The organism is Bacillus sp. AFS088145 (genome assembly GCF_002564465.1).
GTDB lineage: Bacteria > Bacillota > Bacilli > Bacillales > Bacillaceae_G > Gottfriedia.
The window spans coordinates 31,932-51,893 of the sequence record NZ_NUUX01000023.1; the positions used below are offsets into that span (position 1 = coordinate 31,932).

19 protein-coding genes and 1 other annotated feature are annotated in these 19,962 nt (G+C 37.2%); all 19 genes read right to left on the reverse strand.

Annotation, left to right across the window (positions count from 1 at the left end):
• Window positions 1-63: 63 nt before the first annotated feature.
• Window positions 64-2,142, reverse strand: a complete 2,079-nt coding sequence (fusA, locus tag COI44_RS15450; RefSeq protein WP_098428740.1) for an elongation factor G — start codon at window positions 2,140-2,142, stop codon at window positions 64-66.
• Window positions 2,143-2,377: 235 nt separating this feature from the next.
• Window positions 2,378-2,848: a 30S ribosomal protein S7 gene (gene rpsG / locus COI44_RS15455; protein WP_056467395.1), complete on the reverse strand. Its 471-nt coding sequence runs from the start codon at window positions 2,846-2,848 to the stop codon at window positions 2,378-2,380.
• Between the two features lie 32 nt (window positions 2,849-2,880).
• Window positions 2,881-3,303 (reverse strand): 30S ribosomal protein S12, encoded by a 423-nt coding sequence (gene rpsL / locus COI44_RS15460; RefSeq protein ID WP_056467392.1) that lies wholly within the window; start codon window positions 3,301-3,303, stop codon window positions 2,881-2,883.
• Window positions 3,304-3,548: 245 nt separating this feature from the next.
• Window positions 3,549-7,157 (reverse strand): DNA-directed RNA polymerase subunit beta', encoded by a 3,609-nt coding sequence (gene rpoC, locus COI44_RS15465; protein WP_098428741.1) that lies wholly within the window; start codon window positions 7,155-7,157, stop codon window positions 3,549-3,551.
• 46 nt (window positions 7,158-7,203) lie between these two features.
• Entirely contained in the window at window positions 7,204-10,734 is a 3,531-nt protein-coding gene (rpoB, locus tag COI44_RS15470; protein WP_098428742.1) for a DNA-directed RNA polymerase subunit beta, read from the reverse strand.
• Window positions 10,735-10,978: 244 nt separating this feature from the next.
• Window positions 10,979-11,578, reverse strand: coding sequence for a class I SAM-dependent methyltransferase (locus COI44_RS15475; protein WP_098428743.1), 600 nt, complete (start codon window positions 11,576-11,578; stop codon window positions 10,979-10,981).
• Window positions 11,579-11,687: 109 nt separating this feature from the next.
• Window positions 11,688-12,047, reverse strand: a complete 360-nt coding sequence (gene rplL / locus COI44_RS15480; RefSeq protein ID WP_069033604.1) for a 50S ribosomal protein L7/L12 — start codon at window positions 12,045-12,047, stop codon at window positions 11,688-11,690.
• Between the two features lie 56 nt (window positions 12,048-12,103).
• On the reverse strand, window positions 12,104-12,604 hold the full coding sequence (rplJ, locus tag COI44_RS15485; RefSeq protein ID WP_098428744.1) for a 50S ribosomal protein L10: 501 nt from the start codon (window positions 12,602-12,604) through the stop codon (window positions 12,104-12,106).
• A 43-nt stretch (window positions 12,605-12,647) separates the two neighbouring features.
• Window positions 12,648-12,783: a sequence feature (ribosomal protein L10 leader region), on the reverse strand.
• Between the two features lie 54 nt (window positions 12,784-12,837).
• Entirely contained in the window at window positions 12,838-13,527 is a 690-nt protein-coding gene (gene rplA / locus COI44_RS15490; RefSeq protein ID WP_056467376.1) for a 50S ribosomal protein L1, read from the reverse strand.
• A 115-nt stretch (window positions 13,528-13,642) separates the two neighbouring features.
• The gene (gene rplK / locus COI44_RS15495) at window positions 13,643-14,068 is read right to left on the reverse strand and encodes a 50S ribosomal protein L11 (RefSeq protein WP_056467373.1); all 426 of its coding nucleotides are present in this window, start codon (window positions 14,066-14,068) and stop codon (window positions 13,643-13,645) included.
• A 169-nt stretch (window positions 14,069-14,237) separates the two neighbouring features.
• Complete coding sequence (gene nusG, locus COI44_RS15500; protein ID WP_098428745.1) at window positions 14,238-14,771, reverse strand: transcription termination/antitermination protein NusG; 534 nt, start codon at window positions 14,769-14,771, stop codon at window positions 14,238-14,240.
• 114 nt (window positions 14,772-14,885) lie between these two features.
• Entirely contained in the window at window positions 14,886-15,068 is a 183-nt protein-coding gene (gene secE, locus COI44_RS15505; RefSeq protein ID WP_056467367.1) for a preprotein translocase subunit SecE, read from the reverse strand.
• Between the two features lie 126 nt (window positions 15,069-15,194).
• A complete protein-coding gene (gene rpmG / locus COI44_RS15510) occupies window positions 15,195-15,341 on the reverse strand; it encodes a 50S ribosomal protein L33 (RefSeq protein WP_082459366.1) in 147 nt (48 codons plus the stop codon).
• A 134-nt stretch (window positions 15,342-15,475) separates the two neighbouring features.
• A complete protein-coding gene (sigH, locus tag COI44_RS15515) occupies window positions 15,476-16,126 on the reverse strand; it encodes an RNA polymerase sporulation sigma factor SigH (protein ID WP_056467364.1) in 651 nt (216 codons plus the stop codon).
• 65 nt (window positions 16,127-16,191) lie between these two features.
• Window positions 16,192-16,671 carry an NYN domain-containing protein gene (locus tag COI44_RS15520; RefSeq protein WP_387332445.1) on the reverse strand — a complete coding sequence of 160 codons (480 nt, stop codon included), beginning with the start codon at window positions 16,669-16,671 and terminating at the stop codon, window positions 16,192-16,194.
• Window positions 16,672-16,705: 34 nt separating this feature from the next.
• Window positions 16,706-17,449, reverse strand: coding sequence for a 23S rRNA (guanosine(2251)-2'-O)-methyltransferase RlmB (rlmB, locus tag COI44_RS15525; protein WP_098428746.1), 744 nt, complete (start codon window positions 17,447-17,449; stop codon window positions 16,706-16,708).
• 1 nt (window position 17,450) lies between these two features.
• Window positions 17,451-17,867 carry a Mini-ribonuclease 3 gene (locus tag COI44_RS15530; RefSeq protein ID WP_098428747.1) on the reverse strand — a complete coding sequence of 139 codons (417 nt, stop codon included), beginning with the start codon at window positions 17,865-17,867 and terminating at the stop codon, window positions 17,451-17,453.
• Between the two features lie 4 nt (window positions 17,868-17,871).
• Complete coding sequence (cysS, locus tag COI44_RS15535) at window positions 17,872-19,272, reverse strand: cysteine--tRNA ligase (RefSeq protein ID WP_098428748.1); 1,401 nt, start codon at window positions 19,270-19,272, stop codon at window positions 17,872-17,874.
• A gap of 4 nt (window positions 19,273-19,276) precedes the next feature.
• Window positions 19,277-19,915, reverse strand: coding sequence for a serine O-acetyltransferase (gene cysE / locus COI44_RS15540; protein ID WP_097978211.1), 639 nt, complete (start codon window positions 19,913-19,915; stop codon window positions 19,277-19,279).
• Window positions 19,916-19,962: the final 47 nt, after the last annotated feature.

Genomic DNA, 19,962 nt, shown 5'->3' on the forward strand with positions numbered 1-19,962 from the left:
AAGGGTGAGACACCCTTTGTAGCTAACATAAATAGTTATACATGATGAGAACTAAATAATCAATTACTCACCTTTATATTTTTTGATAATCTCTTCAGAAATTGATTTTGGTACATCTTCGTAATGGTCAAATACCATTGAGAACGTTCCACGACCTTGAGTGTTAGAACGTAATGAAGTTGCATAACCAAACATTTCAGAAAGAGGAACCATTGCACGTACTACTTGAGCGTTACCGCGAGCTTCCATACCTTCAACGCGTCCACGACGAGAAGTAATATCACCCATGATATCTCCTAAGTATTCCTCAGGGATAACAACTTCTACTTTCATTAATGGTTCAAGTAGAACTGGGTTACATTTCTTAACAGCGTTTTTAAGAGCTAATGAAGCAGCTACTTTAAACGCCATTTCGTTTGAGTCAACATCATGGTAAGATCCATCGAATAATTTCGCTTTAATGTCGATTAGTGGGAAACCAGCTAATACACCATTTTTAAGAGAATCTTCAAGACCTGCAGCTACAGCTGGGATGTATTCACGAGGAACAACACCACCAACGATTGCGTTTTCAAATTCGAAGCCTTTTCCTTCTTCGTTTGGTGAGAATTCAATCCAAACGTGTCCGAATTGTCCACGTCCACCTGATTGACGAACGAATTTACCTTCTACTTGTGCAGAAGAACGGAAAGTTTCACGGTATGCTACTTGAGGAGCACCAACGTTAGCTTCTACTTTGAATTCACGACGCATACGGTCAACGATGATATCAAGGTGAAGCTCACCCATACCAGCGATGATTACTTGACCAGTTTCTTGGTCAGTATGTGCACGGAAAGTTGGATCTTCTTCAGTTAATTTTACTAATGCTTGACCCATTTTATCTTGGTCCGCTTTAGATTTTGGCTCAATCGCAATTGAGATAACTGGATCAGGGAATTCCATAGACTCAAGAATTACTAAATTCTTTTCATCACATAAAGTATCACCAGTTGTAGTATCTTTAAGACCTACAGCTGCTGCGATATCTCCAGCGTATACTTTCGAAATCTCTTGACGAGAGTTAGCATGCATTTGTAGGATACGACCTACACGCTCACGCTTACCTTTTGTAGAGTTTTGAACGTATGAACCAGATTCTAACGTACCTGAGTATACTCGGAAGAACGTTAATTTACCAACATAAGGATCAGTCATGATTTTGAATGCTAATGCTGCGAAAGGCTCTTCATCACTTGAAGGAACGATTTTCTCTTCATCAGTATCAGGTAAAGTTCCTTTGATAGCTGGTACATCTAATGGAGATGGTAGGTAATCAATTACTGCATCAAGCATTAATTGAACACCTTTGTTTTTGAAAGCAGAACCACATACTACTGGGTAGAATTGTACTGAACATGTAGCTGTACGAATAGCAGCTTTTAATTCAGGAAGTGTGATTTCTTCACCTTCAAGGTATTTCATCATTAATTCTTCATCTAGCTCAGCTACCGCTTCGATTAAACGACCACGGTATTCTTCAGCTAGTTCTTGATATTCTTCTGGAATTTCAATTGTTTCAATGTCAGTTCCTAAGTCATTATTGTACTTAATAGCTTTCATTTCAACTAGGTCAACGATTCCCCAGAAGTTATCTTCAGCACCCATCGCTAATTGGATTGGGTGTGCGTTAGCTTGTAAACGGTCATGTAACGTACCTACAGAGTATAAGAAATCCGCGCCGATTTTATCCATTTTGTTAACGAATACTACACGTGGAACTCCGTAAGTAGTTGCTTGGCGCCAAACTGTTTCAGTTTGAGGCTCAACACCTGATTGAGCATCAAGTACTGCTACTGCGCCATCAAGTACACGTAGAGAACGTTCAACTTCTACAGTGAAGTCTACGTGACCTGGAGTATCAATGATATTTACACGGTGGTTATTCCACTGAGCTGTTGTAGCAGCAGATGTGATAGTGATACCACGCTCTTGCTCTTGCTCCATCCAGTCCATTTGTGAAGCTCCTTCATGAGTTTCACCAATTTTGTGTATACGACCTGTGTAATAAAGGATACGCTCTGTTGTTGTTGTTTTACCAGCATCAATATGAGCCATGATCCCGATATTACGAGTGTTATTTAAGGAGAACTCTCTAGTCATCAGGGTTCTTTCTCCCTTCCAGTATTAGTTAAGATTTTTTAGTACAAGAAAAAGTTATTCCTATACATATTTCATGTTATTAAGTTAAGCAAGCACTACAAGCAAGGAACTATTATGTCATCCTAAATTATGTAATCCGACGTTCACCTATTTAATCTAGCAAACTAAATTAGAAATAGGTGAACGACTTAACCAACATTCATTATGTGCAGAAATAACTATATTGCTTTTAATCTTACCAACGGTAGTGAGCAAACGCTTTGTTCGCTTCTGCCATTTTGTGTGTATCTTCACGTTTCTTAACTGCAGAACCTGAGTTGTTAGCTGCATCAAGAATTTCATTAGCTAAACGCTCTTCCATCGTTTTTTCTCCACGAAGACGAGCATAGTTAACTAACCAACGAAGACCTAAAGTTGTACGGCGCTCAGGGCGAACCTCAACTGGTACTTGGTAGTTTGAACCACCAACACGACGAGCTCTAACTTCTAGAACTGGCATGATATTTTTAAGAGCTGCTTCGAATACTTCCATTGGTTCTTTACCAGAACGTTCTTGGATTAATTCAAATGCTCCGTATAAGATAGCTTGAGACTTTCCTCTTTTTCCGTCAATCATCATTTTGTTGATTAAACGAGAAACTAATTTTGAATTATAAAGTGGATCTGGCAATACATCTCTTTTTGCAACAGGACCTTTACGTGGCATGTTATTTCCTCCTTTCGGCTAGTTGTTATTTATTACTTCTTAGCTGCTTTTGGTCTCTTAGTTCCATATTTAGAACGACCTTGCATACGTTTGTCAACACCTGCAGTATCTAATGCACCACGAACGATATGGTAACGTACCCCCGGTAAATCTTTTACACGTCCACCACGGATAAGAACAACACTGTGCTCTTGTAAGTTGTGTCCGATACCTGGGATATAAGCAGTTACCTCGATTTGGTTAGTTAAACGCACACGAGCATATTTACGTAAAGCTGAGTTTGGTTTCTTTGGAGTCATTGTACCAACACGAGTACAAACACCACGTTTTTGTGGAGCTGATAAATCAGTTGATTTTTTCTTTAATGAGTTGAAACCTTTATTTAATGCTGGTGATTTTGATTTCCATACTTTAGAAGTACGTCCATTACGCACTAACTGGTTAATAGTAGGCATGAGTTTTCCTCCCTTCAAATATTTATAAGACCACACATCCAGGTGGTTCATAATAAGTTGAAAACAAAGTTTTTGCAAGAAGGAAGAAGCCTCCTTCTCACAAAAACAGTTTTAACCTGTATATTCCTAAATTAGCCCCGGATCTAACCTGCTTAGATTAGCAGTGCTATTGTCTAGGAGCAACCTTGAATATCTTATCATTTTTCATCAAATGATGTCAACTCAAGTTTTAAAATATTTTAAGATTATTTTTCAACTAATACTTCTTCATTCATTTCAACTGATTCAGTTAAATCTTTAACAAGATCTACTTTACGGTATCTGTTCATACCAGTACCAGCTGGAACCAACTTACCTATAATAACATTCTCTTTTAATCCTAGCAACTCATCACGTTTACCTTTAATCGCAGCGTCTGTTAATACACGCGTTGTTTCTTGGAATGATGCAGCAGAAAGGAATGAGTCTGTTTCTAATGATGCTTTTGTAATACCTAGTAATAATGGGCGCGCAGTAGCTGGTTGTTTACCTGCAAATAAAGCTTCTTTATTCGCTTCAGTAAACTGGTGTAATTCTAATAATGTACCAGGTAGTAAGGTAGTCTCACCTGCATCCATTACACGAACTTTCTTCAGCATTTGACGTACCATTACCTCTACGTGCTTATCGCCAATTTCTACCCCTTGCATACGGTATACTTTTTGTACTTCACGTAGTAAGTATTCTTGAACAGCATTTGTACCTTTTACTTTTAACAGTTCTTTCGGATCGATTGAACCTTCTGTCATTACTTGACCACGTTCAATTGATTCACCTTCTTGAACTTTTAGTCTAGCGCCATAAGGAACTGGGTAGTTTCTAGATTCAACTGAGCCTTGAACAATAATTTCTTGTTTATCTTTAGCGTCAGTAGAAATTGAAATAATACCATCTATTTCAGAAATAACCGCTTGACCTTTAGGATTACGTGCTTCAAATAGCTCTTGAATACGAGGTAAACCTTGAGTAATATCGTCTCCTGCTACCCCACCTGTATGGAATGTACGCATCGTTAACTGTGTACCTGGTTCACCAATTGATTGTGCAGCAATAATACCTACTGCCTCACCAACTTCAACCTCAGCACCTGTAGCTAAGTTACGGCCATAACATTTTTTACATACTCCATGGTTAGTATTACATGTGAACGCAGAACGGATATTAACTTCTTCAATACCTGCATCAATAATTTCACGAGCTAAGTCTTCTGTAATTAAATCGTTCTCTTGAGCAAGTAATACACCTGTTTCTGGGTGACGTATAGTTGAACGTAAATGACGACCAACTAAACGATCGTATAACCCTTCAATAATTTCGTTACCTTCTTTAATTGCTTTAACATGTAAACCACGGTCAGTACCACAGTCATCTTGACGAACGATTACATCTTGTGCAACGTCAACTAGACGACGAGTTAAGTAACCTGAATCGGCTGTTTTTAGTGCTGTATCGGCAAGACCTTTACGTGCACCGTGTGTAGAGATGAAGTATTCAAGTACCGTTAGACCTTCACGGAATGAAGACTTGATTGGTAACTCGATAATACGACCAGCCGGATTGGCCATCAGACCACGCATACCTGCAAGCTGAGTAAAGTTTGATGCGTTACCACGGGCACCAGAGTCACTCATCATAAAGATTGGGTTGCGTTTATTTAGGGAAGCCATCAGTTTGCCTTGAATAACATCCTTTGCATCACTCCAAATTGCGATTACACGATCGTAACGCTCATCTTCTGTGATTAAACCGCGTCGGAATTGCTTTAAAACTTTATCTACTTTCTCTTGAGCTTCAGCAATAATTAACTGCTTCTCAGGTAATACGATGATATCGGATACACCAACTGTAATACCAGCTTTAGTAGAGTGTCTAAATCCAAGATCCTTCATGCGGTCTAGCATTTTTGACGTTTCAGTAATTTTAAAACGTTTAAACACTTCTGCGATGATGTTTCCAAGTATTTTCTTTTTGAAAGGAGCAATTTCTTCTCTACTTTCAATAATTTCTTTAATATTCGAGCCTTTAGCTACAAAATAAATCTGAGGAGTTTCCTTCTCAAGGTTACTCTGAGTAGGTTCATTAATATATGGGAACGAAGTAGGTAAGATTTCATTGAAGATTAACTTACCAACCGTTGTGATTAATAATGAATTTTTTTGCTCTTCGGTAAATGTTTCGTTATTTAATGAATTTGCTGCTACAGCAACACGAGAATGTAAATGTACATAACCATTTTGGTATGCAATTAACGCTTCATTAATATCTTTAAATACCATACCTTCACCGACAGCGCCTGCACGCTCAAGAGTTAAGTAATAGTTACCTAATACCATATCTTGCGATGGTGTAACTACTGGTTTACCATCTTTCGGGTTCAGGATGTTTTGTGCCGCAAGCATTAGGATACGAGCTTCTGCTTGAGCTTCACTTGATAACGGTACGTGAACAGCCATTTGGTCACCATCGAAATCGGCATTGTATGCAGTACATACAAGTGGATGTAGACGAATTGCACGGCCTTCTACTAATGTAGGTTCGAACGCTTGGATACCAAGTCTGTGTAGAGTTGGGGCACGGTTTAGTAACACCGGGTGCTCACGAATAACTGATTCTAATACATCCCAAATCTCAGGGTGTAAACGCTCAATTTTACGTTTTGCAGACTTAATGTTATGTGCTAATCCACGCTCTACTAATTCTTTCATCACGAATGGCTTGAATAATTCAATTGCCATTTCTTTTGGTAATCCACATTGATACATTTGTAAGTTAGGTCCTACAACAATAACCGAACGACCAGAGTAGTCAACACGTTTACCAAGTAAGTTTTGACGGAAACGTCCTTGCTTACCTTTAAGCATGTGAGAAAGAGATTTTAATGGACGGTTACCTGGTCCAGTAACTGGACGACCACGACGACCATTGTCAATTAACGCATCAACTGCTTCTTGAAGCATACGTTTTTCGTTTTGTACGATGATGCTTGGTGCACCAAGGTCTAATAAACGTTTTAAACGGTTGTTACGGTTAATTACACGACGATATAAATCGTTTAAATCTGAAGTTGCAAAACGTCCACCATCTAATTGAACCATTGGTCGTAATTCAGGTGGGATTACTGGTAGCACATCTAAGATCATCCAAGAAGGCTGATTACCAGAGTTACGGAATGCTTCTAAAACTTCTAAACGTTTAATTGCTCTTGTACGACGTTGACCTTGAGCAGTTTTTAACTCTTCTTTTAATGAATCAACATCTTTTTCAAGATTAATATCGCTTAGTAGTTTTTTAATCGCTTCAGCACCCATAGATGCTTGGAAAGTTTGACCGTAACGCTCACGATAAGCACGGAACTCTTTCTCAGAAAGCAATTGTTTCTTTTCTAAAGGAGTATCTCCAGCTTCTGTTACTACATAAGAAGCGAAGTAGATTACTTCTTCCAGAGCACGAGGGGACATGTCTAAAACAAGTCCCATTCGGCTTGGAATACCTTTGAAATACCAAATATGTGATACTGGTGCAGCTAATTCGATGTGACCCATACGCTCACGACGCACTTTTGCACGAGTTACTTCAACTCCACAACGATCACAAACTACACCTTTATAACGTACACGTTTATATTTTCCGCAATGACATTCCCAATCTTTCGTAGGACCGAAAATGCGTTCACAGAAAAGACCATCTTTTTCAGGTTTTAATGTACGGTAGTTAATTGTTTCAGGTTTTTTAATTTCCCCGTATGACCACGAGCGAATTTTGTCAGGCGATGCAAGTCCGATCTTCATATACTCGAAATTATTTACATCTATCAAGGGGCCTACCTCCCTTTCTGTCCTAAGGTTTTACCCTATATAATACTTATTCTTTTACGTATTCCATATCCATCGCTAAATGTTCTGAAGTTTGATCATCATCATCTTCAGTATCACGCATTTCGATTTCTTGATCTGTAGCAGACATCATTTTAACATCCATACCTAGAGATTGTAATTCCTTAATCAATACTTTAAATGATTCTGGAACACCTGGTTCAGGTACATTTTCACCTTTAACGATTGCTTCATATGTTTTCACACGGCCAACAACGTCATCAGATTTAACTGTTAAGATCTCTTGTAATGTATAAGCAGCACCGTATGCTTCAAGTGCCCAAACCTCCATCTCACCAAAACGCTGTCCACCAAATTGTGCTTTACCACCAAGTGGTTGTTGCGTAACAAGTGAGTATGGTCCTGTTGAACGAGCATGTAACTTATCGTCAACCATGTGTGCAAGTTTGATCATATACATGACACCTACAGAAACACGGTTATCGAAAGGCTCACCACTACGTCCATCATATAGTACAGTTTTTGCATCACGTGCCATACCAGCTTCTTCAATTGTTCCCCAAACATCTTCCTCACGTGCTCCGTCAAATACTGGAGAAGCAACATGAACTCCAAGATATCTAGCAGCCATACCTAAGTGTAGCTCTAATACCTGACCGATGTTCATACGAGAAGGTACCCCTAATGGATTTAACATGATATCAACTGGCGTTCCATCAGGTAAAAATGGCATATCTTCTTCTGGTAAAATACGAGAGATAACCCCTTTATTACCATGTCGTCCAGCCATTTTATCCCCTTCAGAGATTTTACGTTTCTGAACGATATAAACACGAACAAGTTGGTTTACTCCTGGTGGTAATTCATCACCGTTTTCACGAGTGAATACTTTAACATCAAGGATAATCCCGCCTCCACCGTGTGGAACACGTAATGATGTATCACGAACTTCACGAGCTTTTTCACCGAAGATTGCGTGTAGAAGACGTTCTTCAGCAGTTAATTCAGTAACCCCTTTAGGCGTTACTTTACCAACTAATAAATCTCCATCTTTTACTTCTGCACCAATTCGAATAATCCCACGCTCATCAAGATTTTTAAGTGCATCTTCACCAACGTTTGGAATATCACGAGTGATTTCTTCAGGTCCTAATTTTGTATCACGAGCTTCTGACTCATATTCTTCAATATGAACTGAAGTGTAAACATCTTCTTTAACTAGACGGCGACTCATAATGATCGCATCCTCGTAGTTGTAACCATCCCATGTCATGAATGCTACTAATACGTTACGTCCTAGAGCTAATTCACCTTTTTCCATTGAAGGTCCATCTGCAAGAATCTCGCCTCTTACTACTTCATCACCAACACTTACGATTGGGCGTTGGTTATAACAAGTACCTTGGTTAGAACGTACGAATTTTAACATACGATATTTATCAAGGTCGCCTTTAACTTTTTGTCCATCTACTTCTAAGTAGCGACGTACCCAAACTTCTTTCGCTTCAACACGTTCAACGATACCTGGGTGTTTACAAATTACTGCAGCACCTGAGTCTTTTGCTGAAACGTATTCCATACCTGTACCTACGATTGGAGATTCAGGGTTTAATAATGGCACTGCTTGACGTTGCATGTTCGCTCCCATTAGGGCACGGTTCGAGTCATCGTTCTCTAAGAATGGAATACATGCTGTCGCAGCTGATACTACTTGTTTAGGAGATACATCCATGTAGTCAATACGTTCACGTTTTACAACTGTGTTGTCTCCACGGAAACGAGCTACTACATCTTCATCTAAGAAGCTACCGTCTTCACCTAAACGTGCATTCGCTTGGGCTACAACGTATAGATCCTCTTCATCAGCAGTTAAATAGTCAATTTTATCTGTTAGACGACCTGTTTCAGGGTCTACACGACGATAAGGAGTTTCAATGAAACCAAATTGATTTACTTTTGCATAAGAAGAAAGCGAGTTAATTAATCCGATGTTTGGTCCCTCAGGCGTTTCAATCGGACACATACGACCATAGTGAGAGTAATGAACGTCACGCACTTCAAATCCTGCACGTTCACGTGTTAAACCACCTGGTCCAAGTGCTGATAGTCTTCGCTTATGAGTTAATTCAGCAAGAGGATTTGTTTGGTCCATGAATTGAGATAGCTGTGAACTACCAAAGAATTCTTTAATTGAAGCAATTACAGGGCGAATATTAATTAATGCCTGCGGAGTAACTGCGTTTGTATCTTGAATTGACATACGTTCACGTACTACACGTTCCATACGAGATAGACCGATACGGAATTGGTTTTGAAGTAATTCACCAACTGAACGTAAACGACGATTTCCTAAATGGTCAATATCGTCAGTGTCACCTACGTTATGTAGCAGGTTAAAGAAGTAAGAAATTGAAGAGATAATGTCCGCAGGTGAAATGTTTTTCACACTTTTGCTTACATTCGCATTTCCAATAACTTGAATAACTTGTTCACCATCTTCAACAGGTGCGTAAATTTTAATAGATTGTAGAGTAATCTCATCTTCTAGTACGCCACCAGCAGGGTGAGCAACTTTTTCACCGATATTCTTTTCTAAGAATGGAATAATACGGTCTAACGTACGGCGATCAAGAGTTGTCCCTTTTTCTACAATAATTTCACCAGTTTCTGGATCCACTAATGTTTCTGCAATACGTTGGTTAAACAGTCTATTTTTAATGTGTAATTTTTTATTTATTTTGTAGCGTCCAACGCTAGCTAAGTCATAACGCTTCGGATCAAAGAAGCGAGTAATTAATAGGTTTTTAGCGTTTTCTACTGTAGGTGGTTCACCTGGACGTAATCTTTCATAGATTTCAAGAAGCGCTTTTTCAGTGCTATCTGTGTTATCTTTTTCAAGCGTATTACGCAGGTATTCATTTTCGCCTAATAAGTCTAGAATCTCTTGGTCTGTACCAAACCCAAGCGAACGTAGTAGTACCGTTACAGGTAGTTTTCTTGTACGGTCAATACGTACATAAACTACATCCTTCGCGTCCGTTTCGTACTCTAACCAAGCACCACGGTTCGGAATAACTGTAGCCGTAAAGCCTTTTTTACCATTTTTGTCGATCTTTCCACTATAGTACACACTTGGAGAACGTACTAATTGTGAAACGATTACACGTTCAGCACCATTAATAATGAATGTGCCTGTGTCCGTCATCAGTGGGAAATCCCCCATGAAAACGTCTTGCTCCTTAACTTCGCCAGTTTCCTTATTTAATAGGCGAACTTTCACTCGAAGTGGAGCAGCGTAGTTTACGTCACGCTCTTTCGATTCTTCTACAACATACTTCGGCTCACCTAAACTGTAATCAATGAACTCTAATGATAGATTACCTGTGAAATCCTCAATTGGTGAAATGTCTTGGAACATTTCTCTCAAACCTTCATCTAAGAACCATTGGTAAGATGCAGTTTGAATTTCAATTAAGTTAGGTAACTCTAAAACTTCACTGATACGAGCATAACTTCTGCGTTGGCGGTGTCGTCCATATTGAACTAGTTGACCTGTCAACATATTCACCCCTTAAATAAGAGTATTTAAAACAAAAAAATAGTAACAAATAAGCAGAAAACATCCCTTACTTGTTAAACAAAAAATAAAATGGTTTCAAAATGAAAACCATTTATTAAACTCAACGACAGTCATTTTACTATCATTTCCAAAGAATATAGAAATATACCCACTTTCAAAAAATCATTTTTGAAAATAAATATATATTGGCATTTAATAATACTATCACAAGCAAAAATTACAGTCAATCTTTTTTACTTTTTATGATATAATATCCTTTATCTTTTTTTACTACCTCAACCTCGTCGAAAGTTTCTTTTAATAAATCAAGAGCAGATGGCGCTCCTTGCTTCTTTTTTATAACCACCCAAAGCTCTCCACCAGGGAGTAATTTATCATGAGCACCTTTTAAAATTTCATGAACAACACTTTTCCCGGCACGAATTGGCGGATTTGTTAAAATAGCCGCATATTCACCAGTTACATTTTCATAGATACTACTTTCATAGATTTTCACATTACCTATTTTATTTACATCCGCATTATCTTTTGCTAATTCTATCGCTCTTAAATTTACATCAACCATTTCCACCGTTCGACTAGAATCATCTTTTGCGATTGATAATCCTATTGGACCGTATCCACATCCAACGTCTAAAATATTACCTTCAACTTTTGGAAATGCGAACGTGTTAATTAAAACACGGGATCCAAAATCAACTTCATTCCTAGAAAAAACACCTGAATCAGATTGGAACTTCAAATCATTCCCTCTTAGAGTAAACGAAAATACCTTTTTATCAGTTTTACTATTCGGTTGATTTGTAAAATAATGATCTGCCATAAAAAATCCTTCTTCCATATATATACTTATCAACAGTCTTCCCAAAAGTAACCCCATATGTACAAAAAAAGCTCGCATAAATGCGAGCTTTTCTAAAAACTTTTAGAAATTACTTAACTTCTACGTTAGCGCCAACTTCTTCAAGTTTAGCTTTCATTTCTTCAGCTTCTTCTTTGCTGATTCCTTCTTTAATTGCTTTAGGAGTGTTGTCAACTAATTCTTTAGCTTCTTTTAATCCTAAACCAGTTAATTCACGAACAACTTTGATAACTTTGATTTTTTGGTCGCCAGGGCTAGCTAATACTAAATCAAATTCAGTTTGCTCAGCAGCAGCTTCTACAGCGCCACCCATCATAGCTACAGGAGCAGCAGCAGTTACGCCGAACTCTTCTTCGATTGCTTTTACTAAGTCATTTAATTCTAATACAGTCATGTTTTTAACTGCTTCAATGATTTGTTCTTTAGTCATTGTTAATTTCCTCCTTGTTTATACCTTTAAATTATATATTTTAAGCGATCTTGGCATTAAGCGCCTTGTTCTTCTTTTTGTTCTGCAACTGCTTTAGTTGCAAGAGCGAAGTTGCGGATTGGTGCTTGTAGCACGCTAAGCAACATAGAAAGTAAACCTTCGCGAGATGGAAGTTCAGCAAGAGCTTTAACTTCTTCAACAGTAGCAACGTTTCCTTCGATTACACCAGCTTTAATTTCTAAAGCTTCATGTTTTTTAGCGAAATCGTTGATTACTTTAGCAGGAGCAATTACATCCTCCATACTAAACGCGATTGCGTTTGGACCAGTTAATGATTCGTTTAAACCAGCTAAGCCAGCCTCTTCAGCAGCACGACGAGTTAAAGTGTTTTTGTAAACTTTGAACTCAACGCCAGCTTCACGTAATTGCTTACGTAATTCAGTTACTTCAGCAACATTTAAACCACGGTAGTCAACAACAACTGTTGCTTTGCTATCACGTAATTTAGCAGCTACTTCAGTTACAACTTGTTTTTTAGCTTCTAATACTGCGCTCATTTATTACACCTCCTGTGGATTTTAGTGTGTATACCGCAAAAGTGTAACCATAGCAAAACCTCCACGAACTTTTCAAAAAAAGACATGGAGGTTGTATATGCACGAATTTATCAGTTATACACCTCGGTAGGATATTAAGCTTAAGCACCTACTGTCTACGGTAGTCTATTTAATTAGCAAGACAATCTCCATTATAGAGAGTTCTTGTCGAATTGTCAACTTTGTTTTTTATCTTAGAAACTAGCTGGATCTACTTTGATACCAGGTCCCATAGTTGAAGTGATTGCTACGTTCTTCATGTATGTTCCTTTAGCAGCAGCAGGTTTAACTTTTACCATAGTTTCAAAGATTGTTGTAAAGTTTTCTACTAACTTTTCGTTTTCGAAAGATACTTTACCGATTGGTACGTGAATGTTACCAGCTTTATCAACACGGTATTCAACTTTACCAGCTTTGATTTCGTTAACAGCTTTAGTTACGTCAAATGTAACTGTACCTGTTTTCGGGTTTGGCATTAAACCTTTAGGTCCTAATACACGTCCTAATTTACCAACTTCAGCCATCATGTCTGGAGTTGCTACTACTACATCAAAATCGAACCAACCTTGTTGGATTTTGTTAATCATGTCAGCATCGCCTACGAAATCAGCACCAGCAGCTTCAGCTTCTTTAGCTTTTTCACCTTTAGCGAATACTAATACACGTTGTACTTTACCAGTACCGTGTGGAAGAACTACTGCACCACGAATTTGTTGGTCAGCTTTCTTTGGATCTACTCCTAAACGGAATGCTACTTCAACTGTTGCATCAAAGTTAACAGTTGTAGTCTTTTTAACAAGTTCAACAGCTTCGTTTACTGCGTAAACAGCTGTACGATCTACTAATTTAATAGCTTCTTGGTATTTTTTACCTTTGTTAGCCATGTTTTATTCCTCCTAATGTGGTTTTAACGGATTTTCCTCCCACGAATAAAGGTTGCGATAAAACACATCAAGTGATGCTCGCAACCTCCTCAATCACACCTTATTGAAGATGGGATTAGTCTTCAATAACGATACCCATACTACGTGCAGTACCTTCTACCATACGCATAGCAGCTTCAACAGAAGCAGCATTTAAGTCAGGCATTTTTTGTTCAGCAATCTCACGCACTTTATCGCGTTTAACTGTTGCTACTTTTTTACGATTTGGTTCACCAGAACCAGACTCAATACCAGCCGCTACTTTAAGAAGTACAGCAGCAGGAGGAGTTTTCGTAATGAATGTAAACGAACGATCTTCGAATACAGTGATTTCAACAGGAATGATTAGACCAGCTTGGTCAGCTGTACGAGCGTTGAACTCTTTACAGAATCCCATGATGTTAACACCTGCTTGTCCTAGTGCAGGACCAACCGGTGGTGCTGGGTTTGCTTTTCCTGCAGGAATTTGCAATTTTACCATTTTAATTACTTTTTTAGCCACGAGACACACCTCCTTAAGTCCGTGATGTGGTAATGGGGTTTTACGCCCTCCCACTCATATCGTTTTGCATTTACATGCATATTCTTATACAGAAGTTAATATCATCTTTTCGATGCATATTGACCTTTAAAAGTCTAACATTTTCAAAATAAAAATGCAAGGTCTTGTATTATAATTTTTCAATAAGATGTAAATCCAGCTCTACCGGTGTTTCTTTATTAAAGAATTCTACTAATACAGTCACTTTTTTCTTTTCGAAATCAATTTCTTTAATTGATCCCGTATAATTTGCAAAAGGACCTTCTTTTAATCGAACAACTTCATTTATATCTAAATCAAAATCAATCACTTGTTCATCTAGACCCATGTGTTTTAGAATATGTGTAATTTCTTCTTCTAAAAGAGGTGTTGGTTTTGAACCAGATCCAGCTGAGCCAACGAACCCAGTAACTCCCGGTGTATTTCGAACTACATACCAAGAATCGTCAGTCATGACTAGTTCAACTAACACATAACCTGGAAACACTTTACGTTTCGTTACTTTCTCTTTACCGTTCTTCATTTCCACTTCTGATTCTTCTGGAACGATTACACGGAAAATTTTATCCTGCATTCCCATTGTTTCAACACGTTTTTCTAAATTCGCTTTTACTTTATTCTCATATCCTGAGTAAGTATGAACTACATACCATCTTTTTTCCATGTTAGAGGACTACTTGTCCTTCCCTCCCCGGTCAACTTTCTTTGCAAATTAAAAAACCCGTCACCGGGCTTTTTTTTAAACATTATCACTCATTATAGCACAATTAGTTTTAACTTATTCAAGAATAAGTCGAATTAGTTTAGAAAGTCCTGTGTCAATTACAGCGAAGAATACTACAAAGAATAAAACTGTAGCTAATACTGTAACTGTTGAATTAACTAATTCTTTACGTTTAGGCCATGAAACTTTTTTCATTTCACTTTTTACTTCGCGAAAAAACTTACCGATACGACCCACAGATGCAACCCCCATATATACTAGTTTAGAGATTTACGAAACGTCCGCCTTGTCCAAAAATAGTGCATGATCTTTAACTTATATACTGAATAAGGACATTCGCAATTATCATTTATCTTACTTCATTTATTTTGTTTCTTTATGTGTAGTATGCTCATTGCACGTTTTACAAAACTTTTTCATCTCCAAACGTTCTACAGAAGAGGAATTCTTCATCGTGGAGTAATTTCTATTATTGCAATTAGCGCACGACAGGACAACTTTTTTTCTCATGGCGACACCAACCTAATTCATCTATAATTATCCATTTAGAATGTACCATGTGAAATATAAACTGTCAAATTCATTTCCAAACCCTTGTACTCCTATATATTATTATGAATTACAAAGGAATTTCTTTGATCTAATTAAACTGATAGTTCTCTAATTTCCATATATCTTTCAAGCTTTCTTTTCACTCGTTGAAGAGCATTATCAATCGATTTTACATGCCTGTTTAACTCTTCTGATATTTCTTGGTAAGATCGACCATCTAAATAGAGTGATAATACTTTTCTTTCTAAATCGCTTAATAATTCAGACATTTTTAGCTCTATGTCCACATTTTCTTCTTGATTGATAACAAGTTCCTCTGGATCCATGTTTTTTGTTTCTGTTAAAACATCCAGTAATGTACGATCAGATTCCTCATCGTAAATAGGCTTGTCCAATGAAACATAAGAATTTAATGGGATGTGCTTTTGTCTAGTCGCTGTTTTAATCGCTGTAATAATTTGTCTTGTAATGCATAATTCTGCAAACGCCTTGAAGGATGAAAGTTTATCTTCCTTGTAATCACGAATTGCTTTGTATAATCCAATCATACCTTCTTGAATGATGTCTTCACGGTCAGCTCCTATTAGGAAATAAGACCTAGATTTTGCTTTAACGAAATTTCGGTACTTTTGAATTAAAAATGTTAGTGCCTCTTGATCACCCTCTCGAACATATTCGAGAATTACCTCATCTTCTAAAGGGCCATACTCTATCATTAGCTTCAATTCCTGTTCAACGTTCAAAATTAGCACCTCCGACCAAACAATTTAATTAAATTATACAGCACAAAGAAGAAGGAAACAATAAGTCATCGTTCCCCTCTTCGCCATTTTTCTAAAATTTCTGTTTGTTTCGAATTTAAAGTCTTACTAATCGTCAGTCTTTGATCAGGTATTTCACTAATTCGACTACTTATCATTTTTTTATTTTGAGTAACAGATCGATAAAGTTCCATTGCAGGTATACGAAGTGCACCTTGTCCAAATATTTGCCATTGCTCAGTAAAGTCAGATGTCGCAACATAAATATGATGGTTAACATGACGAAGCTCAATTGCAAGTTTTTCAATTTTTTCATCAGCCGTTTGGTTTTTCCGAGTAAAAATCACTTCGACCTTTGAATTCTTGTCGACCTTTTCGATTCCATTTACAAAATGAGCATCAAATACAACAATTATATACATCCCTGTGTATGCCTTATACTCAGCAAGTTGAGTAATTAGATAATCACGTGATTTATCAAAGTCAATTTCTCGAAGTTTTCTAAGATTCGGCCAAGCTCCAATCATGTTATAACCATCTACAATAAGAATCTCTTTCTTTTTATGATCCAAGCGGGTGTCTCTTACGATGTATTTCATACATTAATAGACTAGCCGCAACAGACGCATTTAAAGATGTAACTTTACCGACCATTGGTAACTTAATTAGGAAATCACATTTTTCCTTTAAGATCCTGCTCATGCCTTTACCTTCGCTACCAATAATTAACCCAAGAGAAATTTGGCCATCCATGTTTCGATAGTCATCAGCACCTTTTGCATCTGTACCAAAAATCCAAACTCCTCTTTCTTTTAATTCATCTATAGTTCTTGCTAAGTTCGTTACTCGAGCTACTGGAATGTATTCAATTGCTCCAGTAGAAGCTTTAGCAACCGCTGAAGTTAAACCTACCGCTCTTCTCTTTGGAATAATGATTCCATGAGCACCAACTGCATCTGCAGTTCTCATAATTGAGCCTAAATTATGAGGATCTTCAATTTCATCAAGAATTAAGAAGAACGGTTGTTCATTTCGACTACTCGCAACTTCAAATAAATCATCAAGTTCCACATATTCATATGCAGCTACTTGTGCTACTACACCTTGATGGTTTCCTTTAACCATTCCATCTAATTTCTTGTTTGGTGCTGTTTGAACTATCACTTTGTTTTGGTTAGCTAATTCTAAAAGTTTATGAATTTGACCTTTATTTGCTCCTTCGCTAACCCAAATTTTATTTATATCACGACCTGAACGTATTGCTTCCATAACTGGATTACGTCCAATAATAAATTCCTCAGACATATTATGCTCCTTTATCATTCTCAATAAATTGAATCGCAAACTGTACAATTGTATTGAGTCTATCTTCATTTTTTAATAAATAATGGTATCCAATTAACGCTTCCATTGCGGTTGCGTATCGATATGTTTGTACATCAGTATTTTTTGGTACAGTTCCTGACTTTGCATTACGGCCCCTTTTAACGACCGCAACTTCTTCATCTGACAGTATCTCAGTAAAAAGCATTTCTCTAATTACTTTAGCTTGTCCTTTCGCAGAAACAAATCTTGTTGCTGCTCGGTGAAGTTGATTAGGTCTTACTTTCCCTTTTTCAAGGAGGTGATGACGTACATAAATTTCATATACAGCATCACCTATATAAGCAAGTGCTAAACTGTTTAGTTGCTTAGCATCAATATTTTGGTTACTTTCAATCATGAAGTTATCCTCTTTTCCAGCGAATACCTTGTGGAGTATCTTCAATGATTATATTCATTTCTTTTAATTGATCACGAATTTGGTCCGCTAATGCAAAATCACGATTTTTACGTGCGTCTGTACGTTTTTGAATTAATGCTTCGATTTCATCATCTAACATTGCTTCTTCTTTAACTAGTGTAATGCCTAGAACATTTGATAATTCATCAAAAGTTGCTACTAACTGCTTTAATACATTCGTAGAAGTATGTGTCTCTAGTAAATATTGATTTGCCAATTTAGCTAATTGATATAAAACAGAAATTGCATTAGCTGTATTAAAGTCATCATCCATTACTTTTGTGAAGACGGTTTTTTCATCTGCTATTTCTTTTAACCACTTATTGTCATCTTCTGTTAAATTAGTACTACTTTCTAAACGATGCTTACTATTTTGATATGCCGTTTTAATACGTTCAAAACCATTTCTAGCTTCTTGTAAAAGTTCTTCACTATAGTTAATTGGGTGACGATAATGCACTGATAACATAAAGAAACGTAATAACATAGGATCAACGATTTTTATAATGTCATGTACTAATACAAAGTTACCTAATGACTTAGACATTTTTTCGTTGTCGATATTGATGTATCCATTATGCATCCAATAATTTGAAAAAGTTTTCCCGCTTAAAGCTTCTGACTGAGCGATTTCATTCTCATGGTGTGGAAATGATAAATCTTGACCGCCTGCATGTATATCAATTGTTTCTCCAAGGTATTTCTTTGCCATTGCTGAGCATTCAATATGCCATCCTGGTCTACCTTTCCCCCATGGACTTTCCCAGAATATTTCACCTGGTTTAGCTGCTTTCCATAGGGCAAAATCTAATGGATCTTCTTTCTTTTCGCCAACTTCAATTCTTTCACCAATTCGAAGGTCTTCAATTGATTGGTGTGAAAGTTTACCGTAACCATCAAATTCCTTTGTTTTGAAGTAAACATCACCTTCGGATTCATATGCATAACCTTTTTTTACTAGCTCATCGATAAACTCAATAATAATATCCATATTATCCATTACACGAGGATGATTCGTTGCTGTTTTGCAACCTAGTTCTTGAACATCTTCAAAATATGCATTAATAAAACGATCTGCTATAGTTGGAACATCTGAGCCTAATTCATTTGCTGCTTTAATTAACTTATCATCAACATCAGTGAAATTTGAAACATAGTTTACTTCGTATCCACGATATTCAAAATAACGTCTTACTGTATCAAAAACAATAGCAGGTCTTGCATTACCAATGTGAATATAGTTATATACAGTAGGTCCACATACATACATTTTGACCTTACCTTCTTCTATCGGCTTAAAATCTTCTTTATTCCTTGTTAATGTATTATAAATTTGAATTGCCATCGTTTTACTTCCTTTCAGATATTCTCATTAAACTTCTTAGCTCTTCTAATTCCGCTTCTAGTTGTAGTAATCGATCTGCTACTGGGTCAGGTAGATCACAGTGATCAAATTGATTATTAACTCTAATTCCATCTTGAACAACTATCTTACCAGGTATACCAACAACCGTAGTATTATTTGGAACATCCTTTAGTACAACTGAATTTGCACCGATTTTTGCATTTTCTCCGATTGTGATTGACCCTAGAACTTTTGCTCCCGTAGCTACTAGTACCCCACTCAATAAGGTTGGATGTCGCTTACCTTTTTCCTTACCGGTTCCACCTAATGTTACCCCTTGATAAATCGTAACATCATCACCTATTTCACATGTTTCTCCAATTACGACTCCTGCTCCATGATCGATAAAAAATCGTCTACCAATTTTCGCCCCTGGGTGAATCTCAATTCCTGTTAAAAACCGAGCAAACTGTGAAATACTTCTTGCAATAAAGTGCCATTTTTTCCGATAGAAATAATGAGCAAATCGATAAAGCCATAATGCATGTAAACCAGCATACGTAAGTATAACTTCTAAATAGCTAGTAGCGGCTGGATCGCGTTCAAATATCGTCGCTACATCTTCCTTCATGTACTTTAGCATCTTCATTTCCCCTTAAAGAATTTATTAAGAATTTGATTTTTTTCTCT